This is a genomic window from Spongiimicrobium sp. 3-5 (assembly GCF_046557915.1).
GTDB lineage: Bacteria > Bacteroidota > Bacteroidia > Flavobacteriales > Flavobacteriaceae > JBHEBG01.
Genome location: NZ_JBHEBG010000007.1, coordinates 22,030 through 42,282, shown reverse-complemented (window position 1 = coordinate 42,282; position 20,253 = coordinate 22,030). Strand labels below are relative to the sequence as shown.

At 39.3% G+C, this 20,253-nt stretch carries 22 protein-coding genes; 16 read left to right on the top strand and 6 right to left on the bottom strand.

Translation table 11 applies throughout. The features are described 5' to 3' along the window. Nucleotides 1-52 precede the first annotated feature (52 nt). Nucleotides 53-1,828, top strand: coding sequence for a M14 family metallopeptidase (locus ACEQ81_RS17760; RefSeq protein WP_411032275.1), 1,776 nt, complete (start codon nucleotides 53-55; stop codon nucleotides 1,826-1,828). Here the strand turns inward: ACEQ81_RS17760 and ACEQ81_RS17755 are convergent. Next, nucleotides 1,825-2,412, bottom strand: a complete 588-nt coding sequence (locus ACEQ81_RS17755) for an NUDIX hydrolase (protein WP_411032274.1) — start codon at nucleotides 2,410-2,412, stop codon at nucleotides 1,825-1,827. The two genes, ACEQ81_RS17760 and ACEQ81_RS17755, sit on opposite strands and share 4 nt — an antisense overlap. A gap of 7 nt (nucleotides 2,413-2,419) precedes the next feature. On the opposite strand from ACEQ81_RS17755, the gene pyrE reads away from it, so the two are divergent. Both pyrE and ACEQ81_RS17745 read left to right on the top strand, forming a co-directional pair. After that, nucleotides 2,420-3,061, top strand: coding sequence for an orotate phosphoribosyltransferase (gene pyrE, locus ACEQ81_RS17750; protein WP_411032273.1), 642 nt, complete (start codon nucleotides 2,420-2,422; stop codon nucleotides 3,059-3,061). A gap of 4 nt (nucleotides 3,062-3,065) precedes the next feature. Further along, nucleotides 3,066-3,458 (top strand): SRPBCC family protein, encoded by a 393-nt coding sequence (locus ACEQ81_RS17745; protein WP_411032272.1) that lies wholly within the window; start codon nucleotides 3,066-3,068, stop codon nucleotides 3,456-3,458. An 8-nt stretch (nucleotides 3,459-3,466) separates the two neighbouring features. Here the strand turns inward: ACEQ81_RS17745 and ACEQ81_RS17740 are convergent, their stop codons facing one another. Further along, entirely contained in the window at nucleotides 3,467-4,198 is a 732-nt protein-coding gene (locus ACEQ81_RS17740; RefSeq protein WP_411032271.1) for a biotin--[acetyl-CoA-carboxylase] ligase, read from the bottom strand. Nucleotides 4,199-4,291: 93 nt separating this feature from the next. On the opposite strand from ACEQ81_RS17740, the gene rsfS reads away from it, so the two are divergent. The 6 genes from rsfS (at nucleotide 4,292) to ACEQ81_RS17710 (ending at nucleotide 9,198) form a co-directional block, all read left to right on the top strand. Next, nucleotides 4,292-4,666, top strand: a complete 375-nt coding sequence (gene rsfS, locus ACEQ81_RS17735; RefSeq protein WP_411032270.1) for a ribosome silencing factor — start codon at nucleotides 4,292-4,294, stop codon at nucleotides 4,664-4,666. Nucleotides 4,667-4,675: 9 nt separating this feature from the next. Beyond that, entirely contained in the window at nucleotides 4,676-6,679 is a 2,004-nt protein-coding gene (gene ftsH, locus ACEQ81_RS17730; protein WP_411032269.1) for an ATP-dependent zinc metalloprotease FtsH, read from the top strand. A 57-nt stretch (nucleotides 6,680-6,736) separates the two neighbouring features. Then, entirely contained in the window at nucleotides 6,737-7,345 is a 609-nt protein-coding gene (locus ACEQ81_RS17725; protein ID WP_411032268.1) for an LUD domain-containing protein, read from the top strand. A 135-nt stretch (nucleotides 7,346-7,480) separates the two neighbouring features. Beyond that, nucleotides 7,481-8,284 carry a phosphatidate cytidylyltransferase gene (locus ACEQ81_RS17720; RefSeq protein ID WP_411032267.1) on the top strand — a complete coding sequence of 268 codons (804 nt, stop codon included), beginning with the start codon at nucleotides 7,481-7,483 and terminating at the stop codon, nucleotides 8,282-8,284. Next, nucleotides 8,274-8,942, top strand: coding sequence for a phosphatidylserine decarboxylase family protein (locus tag ACEQ81_RS17715; protein ID WP_411032266.1), 669 nt, complete (start codon nucleotides 8,274-8,276; stop codon nucleotides 8,940-8,942). The genes ACEQ81_RS17720 and ACEQ81_RS17715 overlap by 11 nt, the downstream gene beginning before the upstream one ends. Next, on the top strand, nucleotides 8,932-9,198 hold the full coding sequence (locus tag ACEQ81_RS17710; protein WP_411032265.1) for an acyl-CoA-binding protein: 267 nt from the start codon (nucleotides 8,932-8,934) through the stop codon (nucleotides 9,196-9,198). Before ACEQ81_RS17715 ends, ACEQ81_RS17710 begins: the two co-directional genes overlap by 11 nt. Nucleotides 9,199-9,274: 76 nt before the next feature. Here ACEQ81_RS17710 and ACEQ81_RS17705 read toward each other — a convergent pair whose 3' ends face one another. The 3 genes from ACEQ81_RS17705 to ACEQ81_RS17695 form a co-directional block, all read right to left on the bottom strand. Beyond that, the gene (locus ACEQ81_RS17705; RefSeq protein WP_411032264.1) at nucleotides 9,275-9,733 is read right to left on the bottom strand and encodes a GNAT family N-acetyltransferase; all 459 of its coding nucleotides are present in this window, start codon (nucleotides 9,731-9,733) and stop codon (nucleotides 9,275-9,277) included. An 82-nt stretch (nucleotides 9,734-9,815) separates the two neighbouring features. Continuing rightward, a complete protein-coding gene (locus ACEQ81_RS17700) occupies nucleotides 9,816-10,712 on the bottom strand; it encodes a hypothetical protein (RefSeq protein WP_411032263.1) in 897 nt (298 codons plus the stop codon). 57 nt (nucleotides 10,713-10,769) lie between these two features. Further along, nucleotides 10,770-13,418: a valine--tRNA ligase gene (locus ACEQ81_RS17695; protein ID WP_411032262.1), complete on the bottom strand. Its 2,649-nt coding sequence runs from the start codon at nucleotides 13,416-13,418 to the stop codon at nucleotides 10,770-10,772. A 197-nt stretch (nucleotides 13,419-13,615) separates the two neighbouring features. Between ACEQ81_RS17695 and ACEQ81_RS17690 the strand changes: the two genes are divergently transcribed. Continuing rightward, nucleotides 13,616-14,005: a DUF1573 domain-containing protein gene (locus ACEQ81_RS17690; protein WP_411032261.1), complete on the top strand. Its 390-nt coding sequence runs from the start codon at nucleotides 13,616-13,618 to the stop codon at nucleotides 14,003-14,005. 50 nt (nucleotides 14,006-14,055) lie between these two features. Here the strand turns inward: ACEQ81_RS17690 and ACEQ81_RS17685 are convergent, their stop codons facing one another. Beyond that, nucleotides 14,056-15,351, bottom strand: coding sequence for an aspartyl protease family protein (locus ACEQ81_RS17685; RefSeq protein ID WP_411032260.1), 1,296 nt, complete (start codon nucleotides 15,349-15,351; stop codon nucleotides 14,056-14,058). 188 nt (nucleotides 15,352-15,539) lie between these two features. Between ACEQ81_RS17685 and ACEQ81_RS17680 the strand changes: the two genes are divergently transcribed. From ACEQ81_RS17680 to ACEQ81_RS17655, 6 genes are all read left to right on the top strand, one after another. Next, on the top strand, nucleotides 15,540-16,730 hold the full coding sequence (locus tag ACEQ81_RS17680) for a pyridoxal phosphate-dependent aminotransferase (RefSeq protein ID WP_411032259.1): 1,191 nt from the start codon (nucleotides 15,540-15,542) through the stop codon (nucleotides 16,728-16,730). Next, nucleotides 16,730-17,746 (top strand): UDP-N-acetylmuramate dehydrogenase, encoded by a 1,017-nt coding sequence (gene murB, locus ACEQ81_RS17675; RefSeq protein ID WP_411032258.1) that lies wholly within the window; start codon nucleotides 16,730-16,732, stop codon nucleotides 17,744-17,746. The genes ACEQ81_RS17680 and murB overlap by 1 nt, the downstream gene beginning before the upstream one ends. 204 nt (nucleotides 17,747-17,950) lie before the next feature. Then, the gene (locus ACEQ81_RS17670; protein WP_411032257.1) at nucleotides 17,951-18,517 is read left to right on the top strand and encodes an RNA polymerase sigma factor; all 567 of its coding nucleotides are present in this window, start codon (nucleotides 17,951-17,953) and stop codon (nucleotides 18,515-18,517) included. Continuing rightward, nucleotides 18,514-19,272, top strand: a complete 759-nt coding sequence (locus ACEQ81_RS17665; protein ID WP_411032256.1) for an anti-sigma factor domain-containing protein — start codon at nucleotides 18,514-18,516, stop codon at nucleotides 19,270-19,272. The genes ACEQ81_RS17670 and ACEQ81_RS17665 overlap by 4 nt, the downstream gene beginning before the upstream one ends. 68 nt (nucleotides 19,273-19,340) lie before the next feature. Further along, nucleotides 19,341-19,547, top strand: a complete 207-nt coding sequence (locus ACEQ81_RS17660; protein WP_411032255.1) for a membrane or secreted protein — start codon at nucleotides 19,341-19,343, stop codon at nucleotides 19,545-19,547. A gap of 34 nt (nucleotides 19,548-19,581) precedes the next feature. Further along, nucleotides 19,582-20,151, top strand: a complete 570-nt coding sequence (locus ACEQ81_RS17655; protein ID WP_411032254.1) for an RNA polymerase sigma factor — start codon at nucleotides 19,582-19,584, stop codon at nucleotides 20,149-20,151. Nucleotides 20,152-20,253 lie beyond the last annotated feature (102 nt).

Below are 20,253 nucleotides of genomic sequence, written 5' to 3'. Positions count from 1 at the left end.
CTTAAATTTTCCTTAGTTTTGTCTGCTGGTTATCACCAAAATATAAAGGCAGATGAGACGATTATTTTTACTATCCATTTCGTTGATATTCTTTTCTTGCGAGACTAAAAAAGAAGATAAGGTAGGCAACTTTCCTACGCAATTTGAGTTGTCCGAGGGCTTAGAGACGGCCACATACCTGCAAGTGATAGACTTCTATATTCAGCTTGCAAAGGAGTTTCCAGAAATAAATATACAGACCATAGGAGATACGGATAGTGGGTTTCCATTGCACGTGGTCACATACAACGCGGAAGGTGATTTTAATTTTCAAAAAATAGGGCAAGAAAAGACAATTGTCCTGATCAACAATGGAATACATCCTGGTGAGAGCGATGGTATAGATGCTACAATGCTACTTTATAGGGATCTGGCACTAGAAAAAATCCCGACACCAAAAAATACAGTATTGGTTACCATCCCCGTATACAATGTGGGCGGTTCACTACAAAGAAATACCACTACAAGAGTAAACCAGAATGGGCCAAAATCTTACGGTTTTCGTGGCAATGCCCAGAATTATGACCTCAATAGGGATTTTATAAAAGCCGATACAAAAAACACAAGAACCTTTTCCTCAATATACCATTTGGTTAATCCAGATATTTTTATCGATAACCATGTAAGCAATGGTGCCGACTACCAGTACACCCTAACCCATCTTTTTACCCAGCACAACAAATTGGGGGGCGATCTGGGTAATTATCTGTACACCGAAATGATGCCCGGTCTGGAAAAGGCATTAAAAGAATCTGATTGGGATATTACGCCCTATGTTAATGTTTTTAACCAAGTTCCTGAGAAAGGGTTTTCCCAGTTTATGGATTATCCCAGATATTCTACAGGTTTTACAACGCTTTGGAATACGTTAGGCCTAATGGTGGAGACCCACATGTTAAAACCCTATGAACAGCGAGTCAGGGGCACCTATCATTTAATGAACAAAATTATTGACATTGCCGAAACCGATGGTGAAAAGATTAAAACCATGAGGGCCGAAGCACTTGCCGATATCCAGACCAAGCAGACTTATCATTTGCAATGGAAAGTAGATACCACCAAAGTGTCTTATTTAGACTTTAAAGGGTATGAAGGGGAGCACATAACCAGTGAAATAACAGGGTTGCCAAGACTAAAATATGATAGGGCCAAACCTTTTACAAAGGAAGTTGCATATCAAGATCATTTTTACCCTTTGGATACCATTACCGTTCCGGCCGCATATGTAATTAGCAAGGCGTGGGCCAAGGTCGTTGATCTATTGGAAATCAATAATATAAGTTATAGCACTTTGGAAAGTGATACCATATTGCAGGTAGAAAGCTATAAAATAGATAGCTACAATACAATGGCAAATCCCTATGAGGGGCATTACCCCCATTACAATACCCAAGTCTCGTTGAGCAGTAAAGAACAACATTTTTATAAGGGCGATTACATTATCCCTACGGATCAGCCAGGTATTAGGTACTTATTGGAAACCTTGGAACCCGAGGCTATGGACTCCTTTTTTAATTGGAATTTTTTCGACACCGTTTTGCAGCGAAAAGAGGGTTTCTCCCCTTATGTTTTTGAAGATTTGGCGTTGGAAATTCTGAAAAAAGATAAGCGATTAAGAACCTCGTTTCTACAAAAGAAAGATACCGACGAGGCTTTTGGTAAAGATTGGTACGCACAATTAGATTGGATTTATCGGCAATCCGAACACAATGAAGAAGCGTATATGCAGTATCCGGTTTATCGCATACCCAAAAAAACTGTCGAAATTAACGGATTAATTACCGATTAATCCTCAAAAAGAATTTTGATGTTGGTGTAGGAGTTTTCCAAAGCCTTCTTTATTTTTTTTGGGCCCTTCCATTTTACTTTCATGATACCCTCGTTCTTCTGACCCAACAATTCTCCGTTGAACGCGGTTTGCATGGCAAACCAATGTACTTCCTTTAATTTATAAGTACCATTGCTTTTAAATATATGATAGGTGGTCCTTAAGAAATTTTCTATGTGTAGGCCTGTAACACCTGTTTCCTCTTCTACCTCACGTATAGCGGCCCTTTCAATAGTTTCGCCTTTATCAATTTTTCCCTTTGGCAGGTCCCATTTCTCATTCCTATATATAAAAAGAACCTTACCTTTTTGATTGGTAACAACGCCACCAGCGGCCACTACCAAAGGTATATTATTGGTAAATTTTTTTAATATTTCCTCATTATTGGGATGATAAATATAGGCTTCGGTAAGCTTTTTTTTAGCTAGGGCGGTAATGGCTTCATTGATGGCTGCGCCATTCAATAAAAAATATTTAGCATTTGCCGTTTCGGATAGCTTATTTGTTAAAATGAGCGGGGCTTCATTAACAAAAACTTTATACATTTGCGTCATGGTTTTAGACAAAGACACCGCCAAAAAAACAGCAGAACTTCTTTTACAAATTAATGCAATAAAGTTGAAACCAGAAAATCCTTTTACTTGGGCCTCTGGTTGGAAATCTCCGATTTACTGTGATAATAGGATTATACTTTCCTATCCGGTGATAAGAAATTACGTAAGACAAGAAATGGCCAAGCAAGTAGAAGCCCTTTACGGCAGGCCAGATATTATAGCAGGGGTGGCTACAGGGGCCATCGGTATTGGCATGTTGGTAGCAGAGCAATTGGGGGTCCCCTTTGTTTACGTAAGGCCAGAACCAAAATCGCACGGCAGACAAAATCAAATAGAAGGCTATTTGGAACCAGACCAAACCGTAGTAGTTATAGAGGACCTGATAAGTACTGGGAAAAGTAGTTTAAACGCGGTTAAGGCCTTAAAAACTGCTGGTGCCAATGTAAAGGGAATGATAGCTATTTTTTCTTACGGTTTTACCGTTGCGGTAGATAATTTTAGATCTGAAGGTGTTGACCTTCATACACTTAGCGACTATCATCATCTTATTGAACAGGCCTCTGAAACTCAATATATTAAAGAAGAACAATTACAAACCTTGTTGGGTTGGAGAACCGATCCATCCCAATGGCAACCCTAGACATATGCATTTAGAAACCCCTAAAAAAAAGGTATCAAAAAGTAGTAAAGAAGTTTTTGAATTTCTTACCGACATCAAAAATTTTGAGCTACTTATGCCCGATAACATCGATAAATTTGAAATTTTAAATCAAGATAGATTTCTTTTTGCCCTCAAGGGTATGCCAGAAATTGTTTTGGAACGCAAAGAGCAAAACGAATATGACAAGGTGGTCTTAGGCGCTGCCAGCGACAAGCTACCCTTTACCTTAACCGCCGATATTGTTGCTACAGGCGAGAATGAAAGCGAGGTGACCTTAAGTTTCGCCGGGGAATTCAATGCGATGATGGCGATGATGATAAAGGCACCTATTACCAATTTCATAGGTACCCTGTCTTCTAATATGGACAAGATTTAGATGAACTCTTAATACAAGAGCTTTATTTCCTTTAAGTCGTACTCCTTTAACACATCATCCTCTAAACCAACAATAAGTTTGCCTTGGTCCGATACACCGCGTATAAACCCCATAAAAAGATCCCCATCCACATTCTTGAAAGTAGAAGGCTTATCCTTTCTAAAAAGACGGTCTTCATATAGCATATGTAGGTTATCATCAAAGGTATCGGGCAAGAGATTAAGATATTTCTTCAACGCTTTTACAATGCCCATTAGCAGTTCTTCCAACTCCAATTTGCGTCCCAAGATTAGTTTTAAAGACGAAACGTGGGGCAGGTCATTGAACTTGGTTTGGTTAACATTGAGCCCTACTCCAATAATAGAAGCCTGAATTTTGTTGCCAGAAAGTACATTTTCTATGAGAATTCCACATATTTTGTAGTGACCTGACAGAATGTCGTTAGGCCATTTAATCGTAATATTCGGTATTCCAAACTCTTTTAATGCATCGGAAACTGCCAAGGAAACACATTTGTTCAATAAAAACTGCTTGCTTGCCGGCATTGCCAAATTATTTTTTAAAACACTAAAAGTAAGGTTCTTACCCGCTTCCGAGAGCCATGTAGTCCCCATTTGACCCCTACCCTTCAGTTGTTTTTTGGTCATAACAACGGTATAATCGTCCAAGGTATTGGACAGCATAGAATTCTTTAAATACAGGTTTGTGGAATCCGTGGCATCAAGTTTGACTAATTTCATGTGTAAAGCTTTGTGTCAATGTACAATCTTATGTTAAAATGAATAGCGAAGAAAACAAAAAAATAATAACTTTGTAAAAACTAAAACTATTGAATGCAGAAAAGGAAAGCTAGTGCAGATGAGTTAATTACCTTAATTTTACAGGGCATAGAAGAAGTTAAAGGAAATGACATAAATTTACTAGACCTTAGGGACATCGAAAATACCGTTTGTGACTATTTTATAATTTGTAATGGAACTTCCAACACCCACGTTAATGCAATAGTCAGCTCAATTCAAAAGACGGTTAGCAAATCAATAAAAGACAAACCTTGGCACGTGGAAGGCGCAGAAAATGCGGAATGGGTATTAATGGACTATGTTAATGTGGTGGTCCATGTATTTCAGAAGCATGTCCGCGAGTTTTACGACATTGAAGGTCTTTGGGGAGATGCAAAGGTCACCATGGTAGAAAGCAGTATTAATTAGCAAAAAATAATGGCAAAAGAAAATAACAATACCAACCCCAAAAAACCTAGATTTAGTTCCTGGTGGATTTATGGTCTCATCGCAGTTTTGTTGATAGGCTTTCAATTCTTTGGTAGTGGAAGCTTGTCCAACACAAAAAAGACTACCACTTCTGAATTGCAGGAATACCTTAGAAATGGGGATATTTCTAAAATATTGATCATTACAAATACAAGGCAGGCAAAGGTTTTCCTAACGGACGAGGCGCTTCAAAAAGACGTTCACAAAGAGGTGGCCGACAAGCCATTGTTACCCTCTACAGGATTGGTACCGCAGTATGTGCTGGATTATGGAGACCTTCAGAATTTTGAGAATGAAATAAAAAACCTCAAAAAAGAGAATAACCTGGACACTATTGTTGACTATGATACCGACAATAACTATCTAGGAGATCTTTTACTTTCCTTACTTCCGTTTGTACTTATTATTGGAATCTGGATCTATCTGATGAGAAGAATGTCGGGCGGCGGAGGCGGCGGTGCCGGAGGTCAGATATTCAATATAGGAAAATCCAAAGCGAAACTTTTCGATGAAAAAACGGATACCCGTACATCTTTTAAAGACGTGGCTGGCCTAGAAGGCGCAAAAGAAGAAGTAGAAGAAATTGTGGAGTTTTTAAAACATCCCGATAAATATACCTCCCTAGGTGGTAAAATACCCAAAGGTGCATTACTTGTAGGCCCTCCCGGTACCGGAAAAACCTTATTGGCAAAAGCGGTCGCAGGAGAAGCAAAAGTACCTTTCTTTTCCCTATCAGGATCGGACTTCGTAGAGATGTTCGTAGGTGTAGGGGCTTCCAGAGTTAGGGATTTGTTTAAACAGGCAAAAGATAAATCACCCGCGATTATTTTCATCGACGAAATTGACGCCATTGGCCGCGCCAGAGGTAAAAATAACTTTACCGGATCAAATGATGAACGAGAAAATACGCTGAACCAGTTGCTGACCGAAATGGACGGATTTGGCACAAATACCAATGTTATAGTGCTTGCAGCCACTAACAGGGCAGATGTTTTAGACAAGGCACTGATGCGAGCAGGTAGGTTCGATAGACAAATCTATGTAGACCTGCCAGATATTAGGGAACGAAAAGAAATTTTTGAAGTACACCTACGGCCCATAAAAACAGCCGAAACATTGGACCTCGACTTTTTGGCCAGACAAACACCAGGATTCTCTGGTGCAGATATAGCCAATGTCTGTAATGAAGCTGCCCTTATTGCAGCACGAAAAGAGAAAAAAGCTGTAACCAAGCAAGACTTTCTCGATGCTGTGGATAGGATTGTAGGAGGCTTGGAAAAAAAGAATAAGATAATAACACCAGGTGAAAAGAAAACGATAGCTTTCCATGAAGCCGGACATGCCACCGTAAGCTGGATGTTGGAACATGCTGCTCCGCTAGTTAAGGTAACTATTGTTCCACGAGGGCAATCTCTAGGGGCCGCTTGGTATCTTCCTGAAGAAAGACTGATCGTTAGGCCAGAACAAATGAAGGATGAAATGTGCGCTACCCTTGGAGGAAGAGCTGCAGAGAAGGTAATCTTCAACAAAATATCCACTGGTGCCCTTAGCGACCTTGAAAAAGTTACCAAACAGGCAAGGGCCATGGTAACGGTTTATGGATTAAACGACGAAATAGGTAATCTTACCTATTATGACTCCTCCGGACAAACCGATTACGGATTCTCCAAACCTTACAGCGAGGAAACCGCACGGAAAATAGATGTGGAAATTTCGAAACTTATTGAGGAGCAATATAAAAGAGCTATAGAATTGTTGCAGAACCACAAAGACAAGCTTACTGAATTGGCAGAACGCCTGCTAGACAAGGAAGTTATCTTTAAAGATGATTTGGAAAAGATATTCGGTAAACGGCCTTTTGAAAAAGAGACCGTGGAAGCGGAGGAAAAAACAGCATCCAAAGAAGAACTATCTAGCGAAACTGTAGCAAATCCGGACGGGGAAAATAAATAAGTGCTTTGTGCGTTGTTCTTTGTAGTACAGCAATCGATTAATTTTCTGTAAATCTAAATGGGATTATTTGATAAACTATTTGGGGGAGGTAAAAAGGTTTCTAAAGAAACTACGGAAACCAGAGGAGTACATATGCCCGACCTCAACATCCCGGTAGATGAAAAATTTACCATTAACTTTAAAAAAAACGGAGGCAAATTTTTGTACTGTGATTCCTTTGGAGAGGTTTCTAGCACTCTAAAACAAATTGTGGAGGAAAATGGTTGGGAAGACTATCCTTTTTTCGCCATGGATTCCCGTTTATCAGAAAAGTTCTCCAAAGAGAATATCAACTTTACCGATAAAGCAAAAAAAAGCGAGATATTCCTTACCACTTGTGAGCATCTTATTGCCCAAAACGGATCTATTCTGGTATGTTCCAATCAGCTTCATGAAAAAAAATTGCACGATCTGCCCTACAATTTAATCGTGTACGCAACAACCAGCCAATTGGTAGAGTCTATTGGAGAAGGGCTAAAAAGTATCAAGAAAAAATATAAAAACAGTATCCCTGCCAACATTACTACCATAAAGCACTTTCAGGCAACAGCCGAAAATGACAAGGATTTTATGTCCTACGGGAGCAGTTCCAAAAATCTATATCTTTTACTACTAGAAGACTTATAAAGAAGTAGTACCATAAACACCTTCAATTTTTGCATACCATGTAAATAATGTTTTTTTTTGCACAGGGGAGCCCGTACATCTATGCCAGCAATTTTTATTTGTTTAATTTACGGCCAGATGAAAATTAATTAATAGATGAAAGAAATTTTAAGGCGCTTGCTTACCGGAGCTGTATATGTTGTTTTACTGCTCTCGGCCGTTTTTCTAAGCTCTGATGCCTTTGACTTCCTATTCATGGTATTTGGCCTTGCCTGCCTTTATGAGTACAAAAGAATCATTGGTCTAAGGGGCTATCACATCTTTATAGCGTATTTGGCTCTTTGGTGGGGGTATATTTACTTGATACATGACAAATTGCTGATTAACATACTCATGTTCCTTACCATAACCGTTAATTTTGTGCTTTTGTACTATCTGTTCTCCAAAGAGAAAAAGACCATGAACAAATTTCAAAAATTCGTCATTGGACTCTTCTATCTTGGGGGTGGTTGTATTTTCCTTACCATGATACCCTATAAGGATAACGCGTTCGCCAAATTTTTGATAATGGGTATCTTTATTTTGATATGGGTAAATGATTCCTTTGCGTATTTGGTAGGCAAGAGCATTGGCCGTACAAAGCTTTTTCCTTCGGTATCTCCAAAAAAGACTTGGGAAGGCACCTTGGGAGGACTTGTTTTTACCTTGATAGCTGCTTATATTTTAGCCAAATATGAACCTATAATGAACCCCACCCAATGGGTAATCCTGGCTTCGGTAATAGTAATTACAGGAAGTTTGGGAGACCTTGTTGAATCTAAATTTAAAAGAATGGCCGGCGTTAAGGACAGCGGGGCCATCTTACCCGGTCATGGAGGAATCTTAGATCGGTTAGATAGCTTAGTTTTTGCCGCCCCATTTGCATACTTAACCTTAAATATCTTTTCTTATGTTTCATAGAGAGGGTCAAAAAATTATCCTGACCACCTTTTTTATCGTTTGTGCCGTAGTAGTGTTAGCTAATTTTTACGTAGAACCCGTCTGGTTAAAATGGGGACTTCAGGTCGGTGCCATTGTAATTCTATTGTTGATACTTCAGTTTTTTAGAAACCCTAAAAGAATAGCGGTAAAGAATTTTGATGAAATACTTGCTCCGGTTGATGGTAAAGTTGTGGTCATAGAAGAAGTAGAGGAAAAAGAATACTTTAAGGACAAACGCATACAGGTGTCTATCTTTATGTCGCCAATAAACGTGCATGTTACAAGGTACCCCGCAAGTGGAGCCATTAAATTCTCAAAATACCATCCGGGTAAATATTTGGTAGCTTGGCACCCAAAGTCGAGCGAGGAAAATGAACGTACTACCGTGGTAATAAATACACCAAAATTTGGGGACGTTCTTTACCGTCAAATTGCTGGTGCAATGGCACGGCGCATTGTAAATTATGCAGAAGTGGGTGAAAGCGTTCAACAGGGGGAAGATGCTGGTTTTATCAAATTTGGGTCGAGAGTAGATTTGTTCTTACCTTTAAATGCCATCATAACCGTAAAACTTAATCAAAAAGCAGTAGGAGCAAAAACCTGTATTGCCACAATAGCGGAAAAAGATGAAGAGTGATAAGTTACAAAAAGACTTTGATGAAGCTGTGGAATTTGTAAACAACTACAAGGAACCCTTTCCGGCAGACCTTCTTTTAAAACTCTACGCCTACTACAAAATTGCAAATAAGAACTTTGGAAATCCAGGCAGTAAAACACCATTGATCAATGCCTTTAAAGCCAATGCCCTTATACAGGCCCAAAACATAAGTAGGGAAGAAGCCATGAAAAAATATATAAATTTGGTACGGAAAGAAGTAAAGAAGAAAAAATAATGATCCGCTCTGCTTCCAAGTCGGCCCAATGGCCTATTCTAAGTCTTGGACGCACTACCAGAAAAAGTCGCCCACCTTACGTTACTTTTAGTTTTTTTTCGAAACACAGACTATTTTCCACGCCTGTATATTGTCCGTAGTTATCAATAATCAAATATCCATTCTTTTGGTACAGTGCTATGGCTTCCGGTTGTTTTTTACCGGTTTCCAGAATGCATTTTTCATATGACAACTCCACTGCCCATTTTTCCAATTCGGCCAGCATTCTAGTGGCCAACCCTTTACCCCTGCCCGCGGGCAAGGTATACATCCGTTTAACCTCCATTATCTTTGGGGCGTATTCCTTAATTGCACCGCAACCAATTGGCTTATCGTTTGTATATGCAATTACCACATGTTTTATGAGATCAATTTTATTGAATTGGGAGTAAAAGGCATGATCGGCACCGTCGCGTATGGCCAAATCGGCATCCAAGAGTTTTACCATCGCAATAAAATCCTGATCGGTAGAGTTGCTCCTTACTATTTTTATCATTCTGAAGAACTTTTTTTGTAAACTAATACCTGGTTATACTACTAAAAACTTAACCTATAAAAGTTGAGCGTATACGTTTTAACTATTCTACCTCCATCCTTAAGTTCGAAATGTTTAACTCGCAAATTTCGTAATTACCGTTGCGATAGCCGCTAATTAGAATGCTACTTCCATTAGGTGACCAGTTAGGCAAGGTGTCTCCGTCCTCATTGAAGGTAATTCTTGTTTGATGGCTCCCATTAGCCGCCATTACATATATTTCCGGTCTGGTGCCTTCTATAGAGGTAACGTAAGCAATCTTTGTTCCGTCCGAGGACCATACGGGGCAGAAATTGTGCTTTGGCCATTTGGTCAACCTTTTCATACCAAACCCGTCAACACCAATTTTATAAATTTCATCATCCTTGTTATTAGTTTCGTGTCTAGAAAAAAATACAAGTGTATCACCATCCGGGGACCAATTTGGATAGAAAGTTCGAAAACTATGGTTCGTTAGGTGCTTAAGTCCTCTGCCATTGTGCTTACATATTGCGATATTGGACTCCTGATCTGATTTCCTGTCCGAGAAAGCCAAAAACCTTCCATTGGGAGAATACCTGGCAAACATAGGTTCTCCACTAAGCCCTAGTATCGGAATGCGCTTTGTTCTCTTTGTTTTAATTGTATATTCATACAGGGCAAATTTTCCCTCCCTGTTAGATTCGAACACTATTTTTTTATCTGACGGATGCCAACTGGGCCTCCTATCTTCACTGGTATGGGTGGTTAAAGATTGCTGGTTTTTTCCATCCGAATCCATTAGATAAATATTCCAATCACCGTCCCGATCGGACTCAAAAACTATCTGATCCCCTGCACTTGAAAAACTGGCATAGCGATCTTCGGATTGGTTATGGGTCAGCAACTTTTCCTGAGCGGTTTGGGCTAAAATGGTTCCTAGATGCATTATCAAAATAGCACGTGTGAAAAAGTTTTTCATACAAAATTAATTATGCGCCAATGAATAGCTACACCAACGTCCGTGGTAAAAAGGTTACTATCTTAAGCTATCCAAACTCTTTTCCAAGGTCTCAATTTTGGCTTCCGCATCGGCGGCTTTCTTTTTCTCTATGTCTACTACCTGTTCTGGCGCATTGTTTACAAAACGCTCATTGCCAAGTTTCTTCTGAACGGACAGTAAAAAGCCTTTGGTATAATTAAGCTCTTCCTGTATTTTCTTTATCTCTGCCTGAATATCGATCGCCCCACTAATTGGAATAAAATATTCATTGTTTTTAACGCGGAAAGAGAGTGCTCCTTCTACTTGCTCACCAACCTCGGAGATTTTAGCTACGTTCCCTAGTTTGCAGATTACCGAATTCCAATCCCCAGCTATTTTCCCCTTATTTAAAACTGAAAGTTCCAGAACTTCCTTCATAGGTATGTTTTTTTCCTTACGTATAGTACGTATGCCGGAAATTACCTCGGAACTAAAATTAAAACCATCGATAAGATTTGTATTGATCTTTTTCCGCTCTGGCCATTGAGAAATCATTAAGGCTTCTTCTGGGCTGCGTTTGGCAATATGTTGCCATACCTCTTCTGTAAGAAAGGGCATAAAAGGGTGCAACAACTTAAGGTTTTGTTCAAAAATATGGATCGCCGCCTCAAAGGAAATCCTGTCTATTGGTTGTTGATAAGCAGGTTTTATTATTTCTAGCAACCAAGAACTGTAGTCGTCCCATACCAGTTTGTAAATGGCCATTAGGGCGTCCGATATCCTGTATTTGCTAAAATGGTCCTCAATCTCAATCAAGGTTTGGTTAAACTTGGAAGTATACCATGCTATTCCAATTTTGGAGGCCTCTGGCTGCGGTATATCTTCTACTTCCCAGCCTTTTACCAGACGAAATCCGTTCCAAATTTTATTGGCAAAATTCTTTCCCTGCTGGCAAAGCGCCTCATCGAACATTAAATCGTTTCCTGCGGCAGAACTTAACAAAAGTCCAACGCGGACTCCGTCCGCTCCATAGGTTTCAATTAGTTTAAGCGCATCGGGAGAGTTACCAAGTTGTTTAGACATTTTACGTCTTTGTTTGTCCCTTACCAACCCGGTGAAATAAACATTCTCAAAGGGTTTGGCCCCTCTAAATTCGTAACCTGCTACAATCATCCTGGCTACCCAGAAAAAAAGGATATCGGGCCCAGTAACCAAATCGTTGGTGGGATAGTAATATGCTATTTCTTCGTTATTTGGTTTTAGAATACCATTGAACACACTTATGGGCCAAAGCCAAGAAGAAAACCAAGTATCCAATACATCACCATCTTGCCTAAGATCCTTCAAAACAAGAGCTTCGGACGCATCCTTATTGGTTTTCGCCAACTTTTTCTTAGCTAGTTGAAGTGCAGATTCAGGGGTTTCCGCTACTACAAATTCATTTTGTCCATCCCCATAATAGTATGCCGGAATCTGCTGACCCCACCACAATTGACGCGAAATATTCCAATCCCTGATGTTCTCCATCCAATGGCGATAGGTGTTCTCAAATTTTTTGGGAAACAATTTAACGTCCCTATCCGTTAAAACAGCCTTTATTGCTGGTTTTACCAGGTCTTCCATCTTTAAGAACCATTGCTCGGACAGGCGAGGTTCAATAACGGCCTTTGTACGCTCGGAAGTCCCCACCTTGTTAATATACTGCTCTGTTTTCACCAAAAAGCCCTTCTCCTCTAGTTCTTTGGAAATTTCTTTACGAACAACAAATCTATCCTTGTCCTTATAATGCAGCCCAAACCTGTTTAGCGTTGCATCTTCGTTGAAGATATCGATAATCTCTAAATGGTGTTTTTCGCCCAAAGCTTTATCGTTTATATCGTGGGCCGGTGTAACTTTTAGACATCCCGTTCCAAACTCGATATCAACGTACTCGTCCTCTATAATTGGAATCGCCCTATCGCAGATAGGTACAATTGCTTTTTTTCCCTTTAAATGGCGATATCGTTCATCATTAGGGTTTATACAAATCGCAGTATCTCCTAGAATGGTTTCTGGCCTAGTAGTGGCAATGGTAACGGATTCATCCGTTCCTTCAATTTTATAGGCAATATAGTATAGAAGACCCTGTTTTTCCTCGTAATTAACTTCCTCATCGGATACTGTGGTCTTAGCTTCCGGATCCCAGTTTACCATTCTATGACCCCTATAAATAAGACCTTTGTTGAACAAATCAACAAAAACCCGGATTACAGAAGCAGACATATTGTCATCCATGGTAAAGGCAGTGCGTTCCCAATCGCAGGAGCATCCCAATTTTTTAAGCTGTTGTAGAATTACTCCCCCATATTCATTGGTCCAATCCCATGCGTGTTTAAGAAACTCTTCCCTTGACAGATCTTCCTTGGATATTCCTTCTGACTTAAGTTTGGCCACTACCTTGGCCTCGGTAGCAATAGATGCATGGTCCATTCCAGGAACCCAGCATGCGTTCTTGCCCATTAAACGGGCCCTTCTTACCAAAACGTCTTGTATGGTATTGTTGAGCATATGGCCCATATGTAAAACGCCGGTAACGTTTGGAGGTGGTATTACTATGGTATACGCCTCTCTCGTGTCGGGTTTGGAGTGAAAATAGTTATGCTTCAACCAATAATCATACCACTGGTTCTCAACATTTTGAGGCTCATATTTAGAAGGAATATCCATTATTTTGGAACGGTTTTTGTCTACCCATAACGGGCATTGCTATTTTGCGTGCAAAAGTACTATGTTAAATTATAGTAATTGACGGGTTTTACCCATTTTTTAAATACGAAACAAAAATAAGTAACGTTATTACATAACAAAAGAATTTTGGAGGTTCATTAAAAACATTTACATTTGAAATTCACCCAAAACTAGAAATGATGAAAAAAGTAGTATTTGTATTATTTGTCGGCCTACTTGCGTTGAATGTAAAAGCTCAGGACAAAACCGCAAAAATCGAATTTAAATCCGAGACCGTTGACTATGGTGAAATAGCCAAAGGTAGTGATGGTACAAGGACATTTGAATTTACGAACACTGGAGATGCTCCCTTAATAATAAGTAAAGTAAGCTCTAGTTGCGGATGTACTATTCCGAAAAAACCGGAAGGGCCTATTTTACCAGGAAAAACCGGTGAGATACAGGTAAAATATGACACTAAAAGAGTTGGGCCCATTAGAAAGGCCATTACCGTAATTTCCAATGCGGATACACCTACCAAGGTGCTTAAGATAAAAGGAACGATTAAGGCGGAAGGTACCAAGTAAGTTTTCGCCCAATGATAAAAAAGCCTCGATAATCTCGGGGCTTTTTTTATTTAAAATAGTTTTTTCAGAATAAAACTAATGACCATATCCTGATCATATCTTTCGATAAGCACCCGTACTCGTTTGCCTTCTTTATCGTTGAGCATTTTCATTACTTCCTGTAGTTTATATCTAAAAATGCGCTTGCCGTTTACGGCCAAAATTACATCTCCTTCTTGCAAACCCGCCAAGTCTGCCGGGCTACCTGCCCTAATTCCCGAAACTACAATTTCTGGCACCAAGCTTAATCTTGTGGTGTTTTCGAACAATATTTGTACGTTTCCAAAAGACCGCTCGCCCGTTCTAACCACGCCATCCGCATCTGCAATACTTTCCGCTACATAGCGTACGCCATTGTGCTGCAATTCTATACCACTGAGATTGTAATGGAAAGGAGCACTGAAATTTCCATTTTTTCTTATGGTAATCTTATTGTTGGGATAATCGAAAATCATGTTGAAACGTTTTAATATTTCCCCACCAATACTGCCATTTCTATCACCCAAATCCTTTATGCTATTGTAAGAAACCATATCCGGAAAGGCGGCTTTGGCGTCTTGCAAGACAAATTTTCCAATCTTAATCTTGTTTACCTTGGTCCGTTTCCCAAATATATGGCCACTTAAGCCTTTTCCAAGGTAATCCTCATAATTCTTTGCAGGCAGACCAAGCCCTTTCTCCTTATCTTTAAAGAGCCAAATGGCATCACTACTACCCGTATCCATTAAAAGTTTTACCGGAACATCTTTCGAATCTTCCAAGTATACGGTACCATCTATATAGGCCTTTTTCCTGGAAATGGTCAAAGGCAACGTTTCATCTCTTTTATTTTTTTTATAAGTATGGAACTCCGGATCGTGGAATTTAATAACGTTGGTAACGTAATTAATATCTACTACAAAATCCCTAAAAAGTTCATACCCTATTATTCCATGGATAGGGATTCCGAGCGTGGGAGAAAAATTTAAACTCTTATCTAGAACAACATACAACAGTTGATTGTTGTTCTTTACCGCACCTATCTTAAAAACGTTTCTCCTGGAGCTTAGTGCCTTAATGGGTTCTCCGCCCCCTAAACCTCTAATAGTAACCTCGGAGACATTGTTAATTTGAATAGAATCTTGGTCGGACAAGTTAAACAGTATGGGCTTACTAACACCAGAATCCAAAATAAACGAAAGCTTGGCACCATTTACCTCCAAAGGAATAACAATGAGGTTATTAATGAGCTGAAATTTTACTTTTTGCACTTTCTTTCCTGGCGACAATTCAAATTCTTGCGCGAATCCAAGTACTGGAAAACACAAAAGGAATAGGATTATATGTTTTAGTTTAATTCGCAATACCCTTGTTATTAAGTGATTGTCTCTTTTAAAGATAAACAATAAATCCTTTAACTTATTATAGTTTAACAAATATTAATGAATGAAATTAAAAGCTTGGGGCTATTGTTTTGTCCATTTTGATTTCTCATTTTTGTGGAAAATCTGTTTTCATGCCTTCCATATCCCGTAAAGGGCAGTCTATGCCCGAATCACCCATACGAAAATTGGTTCCCTATGCAGAACAAGCAAAAAACAGGGGTATCAACGTTATTCATCTCAATATTGGCCAACCCGATATCAAAACTCCAAAAATTGCTTTGGACGCGGTCAAAAACAATACCATAGAGGTGTTGGCATATAGCAGAACGGAAGGAAGTGAGACCTATCGGGAGAAAATAGCCCGATACTATCAAAAAAAACATATAGAAGTTACTTCGGAGGATATTATCGTCACCACCGGAGGATCTGAAGCCCTTTCTTTTGTAATGGGCAGTATCGCCGATGCCGAGGACGAAATTATTATCCCGGAGCCCTTCTATGCCAATTACAATGGTTTTGCTACTGCCGCGGGTGTAACAGTGGTTCCTGTGGTATCTAGAATAGAGGACAATTTTGCACTGCCCCCTGTAGAGGAATTTGAGAAATTAATAGGTCCAAAAACCAAAGCCATACTCATATGTAACCCGGGCAATCCTACGGGATATCTCTACAGCAAGGAAGAAATAGGGAAATTAGCCGCTATCGTAAAAAAACACAACCTATTTCTGGTGGCTGATGAAGTATACCGGGAATTTGCTTATGAAGGAAAGCAACACCATTCCATTTTGCAAGAATCTGGATTGGAAGAACACGCTATAATAGTCGATTCTGTTTCAAAAAGGTATAGCATGTGTGGAGCCAGAATTGGATGCCTGGTCACCAAAAATAAAAATGTTGTTAAAACGGCCCTTAAGTTTGCCCAGGCCCGTTTATCCCCGCCCACCTATGCTCAAATAGCCAGTGAAGCCGCCCTAGAGACACCACAAAGCTATTTTGATGCAGTGATAGAGGAATATGTAGAAAGACGCAACGTACTAATAACCGAACTAGAAAAAATTGAAGGTGTCAGAGTCGCTAAACCCCAAGGGGCTTTTTATTGTATGGCGGAACTGCCCATAGCGGATGCGGATAAATTTGCCCAATGGCTCTTAGAAGATTTTAGTTTAAACGGGGAAACCGTAATGGTAGCGCCAGCTGCCGGATTCTATGCTACCAAAGGCCTTGGAAAAAATCAAATACGTATTGCTTATGTGCTAGAAAAGGAAAACCTTATTAAAGCCGTAAATATTCTTAGTCAAGCTTTAAAAACTTTTAAAGGATAATGGAAATCCTTAGGAACATATCCCTCAAAGAATACAACACCTTCGGAATAGCGGCAACCGCTAAATTTTTCGCAGAAATAACCACCATAGACGATTTGATCCAGGTGCTCGGACAAGAATCGTATACAGACCGATTTATTATAAGTGGCGGAAGTAATATTCTAATCACAAAAGACATCGATGCCTTAGTATTACATATTAACATCAAGGGTATTACCGTGGCTAAGGAAGATGCTGACCATGTGGTGCTTAAAGTGAATGCAGGTGAGAATTGGCATAATTTGGTACTATGGACCCTTGATCAAGATTATGGAGGGCTACAAAACCTATCCCTAATTCCGGGCAACTGCGGTACTGCTCCTATTCAGAATATTGGCGCATATGGTGTTGAACTTAAGGACTGTTTCGTAGGCTGCGATGCAATCCATATAAAAAGTAAAGAGCTACGTTCATTCACTAAAGAAGACTGTAAATTTGGCTATCGCGATTCTTTTTTTAAAAATGATGGCAAAGGGAAATACATTATAACTACCATATACCTTAAACTTACAAAGAGGAATCATGTCCTTAATACTTCCTATGGAGCCATAAGTTCGGAACTTAAAAAGCAAAATATAATCATCCCAAATATTAAGGATGTCTCCAATGCGGTAGTGGCCATTCGCCAAGAAAAATTGCCCGATCCCAAAGAATTGGGAAACAGTGGTAGCTTTTTTAAGAATCCGGTAGTAACCAAAGAAGTGTTCAACACATTGCATGGTGCCTATAGTGATATTCCTTCTTATAGGATTTCAGAAGATGTCTACAAGATACCAGCAGGTTGGTTAATAGAACAATGCGGATTTAAAGGAAAACGATACAAAGATGCAGGCGTACATTCAAAACAGGCACTAGTTCTTGTAAATTATGGCAGTGCTACTGGAGCTGACATCTTGGATCTGGCACATAATATTCAGAAAAGTGTTCTAGAAAAGTTCAACATTCGTATCTTACCCGAAGTAAACATCATAAAATAACCCCTGAAATTAAAATCCCAGGGGTTATACCAAACCAAACTAACCAAAAACTAAATGCACAATAACCAGTTGCACATTTATCTAATTAAATATTGAGATAACGCTTTATAACAATCAATTTTATAAATTAGCGTTTACACATATACGATATGGAGTCCCTTTTTGGATGCTTTGCTCTATATTTTTCTAATATCCTAACCCCATATGAGCTCTTTGCTTGAAAAACATATTGTAGAATTACTCCAAGAGCGAAATGAAAAAGCCATTTCGTTGCTGTATGAACATTATGGGGATACGCTTTATGGTGTTGCCCATAAGGTTGTGAGAGATGAGGAGCTTGCCCAAGATGTACTTCAGGAAAGCTTTGTTAAAATATGGAAGAAATCCGATTCGTATGACAGTACCAAGGCCAAACTCTTTACATGGCTGTTCCGTATAACTAGAAATACGGCCATAGACAAACTTAGGAGCGTTAACACAAAAGCTGATAAGGAAATCCAAATGGACGTTTCGGACGTATATAACCTAGGAGTCAATAGTATTAGACCCGAATTTATGGATGTTCAGGAGAATCTGGAAAAGATAGAATCTAAATACCAGATTGTATTGGAAGCCCTTTTTTTCCAAGGGATGACACAGCAAGAGGCAAGCGAGGAACTAGATATTCCGCTTGGCACCATTAAGTCTAGGTTAAAAATTGGATTAAGGGAATTGAAGAAAATTTATGGCACCTCAATGATGCTTACATTTTTACTAAGTTTTTTATCATGAAAGAAAAAATACGCATATTTTTAGATACCGACCTGTTAGAGAAGTATTTGTTAGGAACTACATCTGCAGAAGAATCGATGCAGGTAGAGCGATATATAGCAATGTATCCGGAAGTGCGGGAAACCTACAATGAGCTTCAGGAAAATTTGGAAACATTTGCAAAAATGCATGCCATAAGTACCCCAGAAGGCCTTAAGGAACGTATTTTAAGCAGCATTAGAGCCCAAAACACGGTAAGAAGAAGGTTTTTCAGGTATGCCATTGCTGCCAGTTTCATTGCCTTTATATTCGCTGGTTCTTCCTATTTTTTCTGGAATCAAAATAAGAATCTCGTAGAAGAAAATACCTTGGTCACCAATAAGATAAAGGATTTGGAAGCAGATATGAAGCAGCGTTTGGAGGATGTTAGAAACCAGTTTATTGTACTGAACAATCCACAAACTAAAAAATATGCGGTAAAAGGCAACAAGAACGCCAAAGATTTAAAGGCCGTAGCCTACGTTAACCCAGTTAAAAAACTTTCTTATATCAATGTAAGTAAGCTACCTAATTTGCCCGAAGATCGCTGTTACCAGATGTGGGCAGAGGTCAATGGCGAGATGGTGAACTTAGGAATAATTAAGGAAGCCGGTACCGCTGATAAATTATTGGCATTACCCTATGCCGAAAATGCGGTTAGCTACATCACTATAGAACCCAAAGGTGGTAATGTTACCCCAACGGTTCAAAATATAGTGGCCAATATCCCTTACTAAAATCTTAAAGTACCTTTAATTGCAGTTTCCAAGTTCCATAATTTCGTATCTTTGTCCAAAATTGTGATATGAAGTTATTCCTTCTAACCGTTGGTTTGTTAGCTGTAGCATTTGCGGGCATTGCCGTTAAGATTTGGGCAAAAAAAGACGGTAAGTTTTCGGGTACATGTGCCAGTCAAAACCCTTTCCTGAACAAAGAAGGGGAAGCCTGCGGTTTTTGCGGAAAACTTCCTAGCGAACAAGACTGCAAAAAGGATACAGTAACGCAGCTATAACAAATCAAAAGCCACCCTATTTTTATTACGAAGTTTGGGCAAAACGCAAGATACACTCCATAATACCATAGCAAATGCCAAATTGGGCAGCCAAATTGCATTTAGTTCCTTGTTAGATACTTTTTGGAGCGATGTATATGGTTTTCAGCTTGTTAGGACCCAAAATGAAAATGATGCCGAGGACATCACCATTCAGACATTTTCCAAAGCCTTTGATAAGATAGATTCTTACGATAGTTCTTACGAATTTAAGACCTGGTTAATTACCATTTCCAAGAACATTCATGTCGATTTAATCCGCAAACGAAAAAGAAATGTCTTGGAGAGTACGGAAAGCGGAAGCAATGAAGCCATCAAAAAAGTCTTGGATGACACCCCTTCCGCGGAAGACCAACTTATTACAGAGCAAAATTTGGCAAGTTTATTACAACATATCAAAATGCTTAAACCTCATTACCAAAAAGTAATAAACCTAAGGTACTTTAATGAGCTTAGCTATGCGGATATCGCCAAGGAATTGCAAGAGCCTGTCAACAGTGTAAAGGTTAAACTTCTGAGAGCCAAAAAACTACTGGCCGAAGTTATAAAGAGCAAAAAGCCCTAATTTAGTTTTCTGCCTTTCAAACATTTGTTTATCAAATATTTACGCCCCATTACTACCTATTCTGGCTAGAGATTCATTATAAAAAATATACGTTGAGCCCCT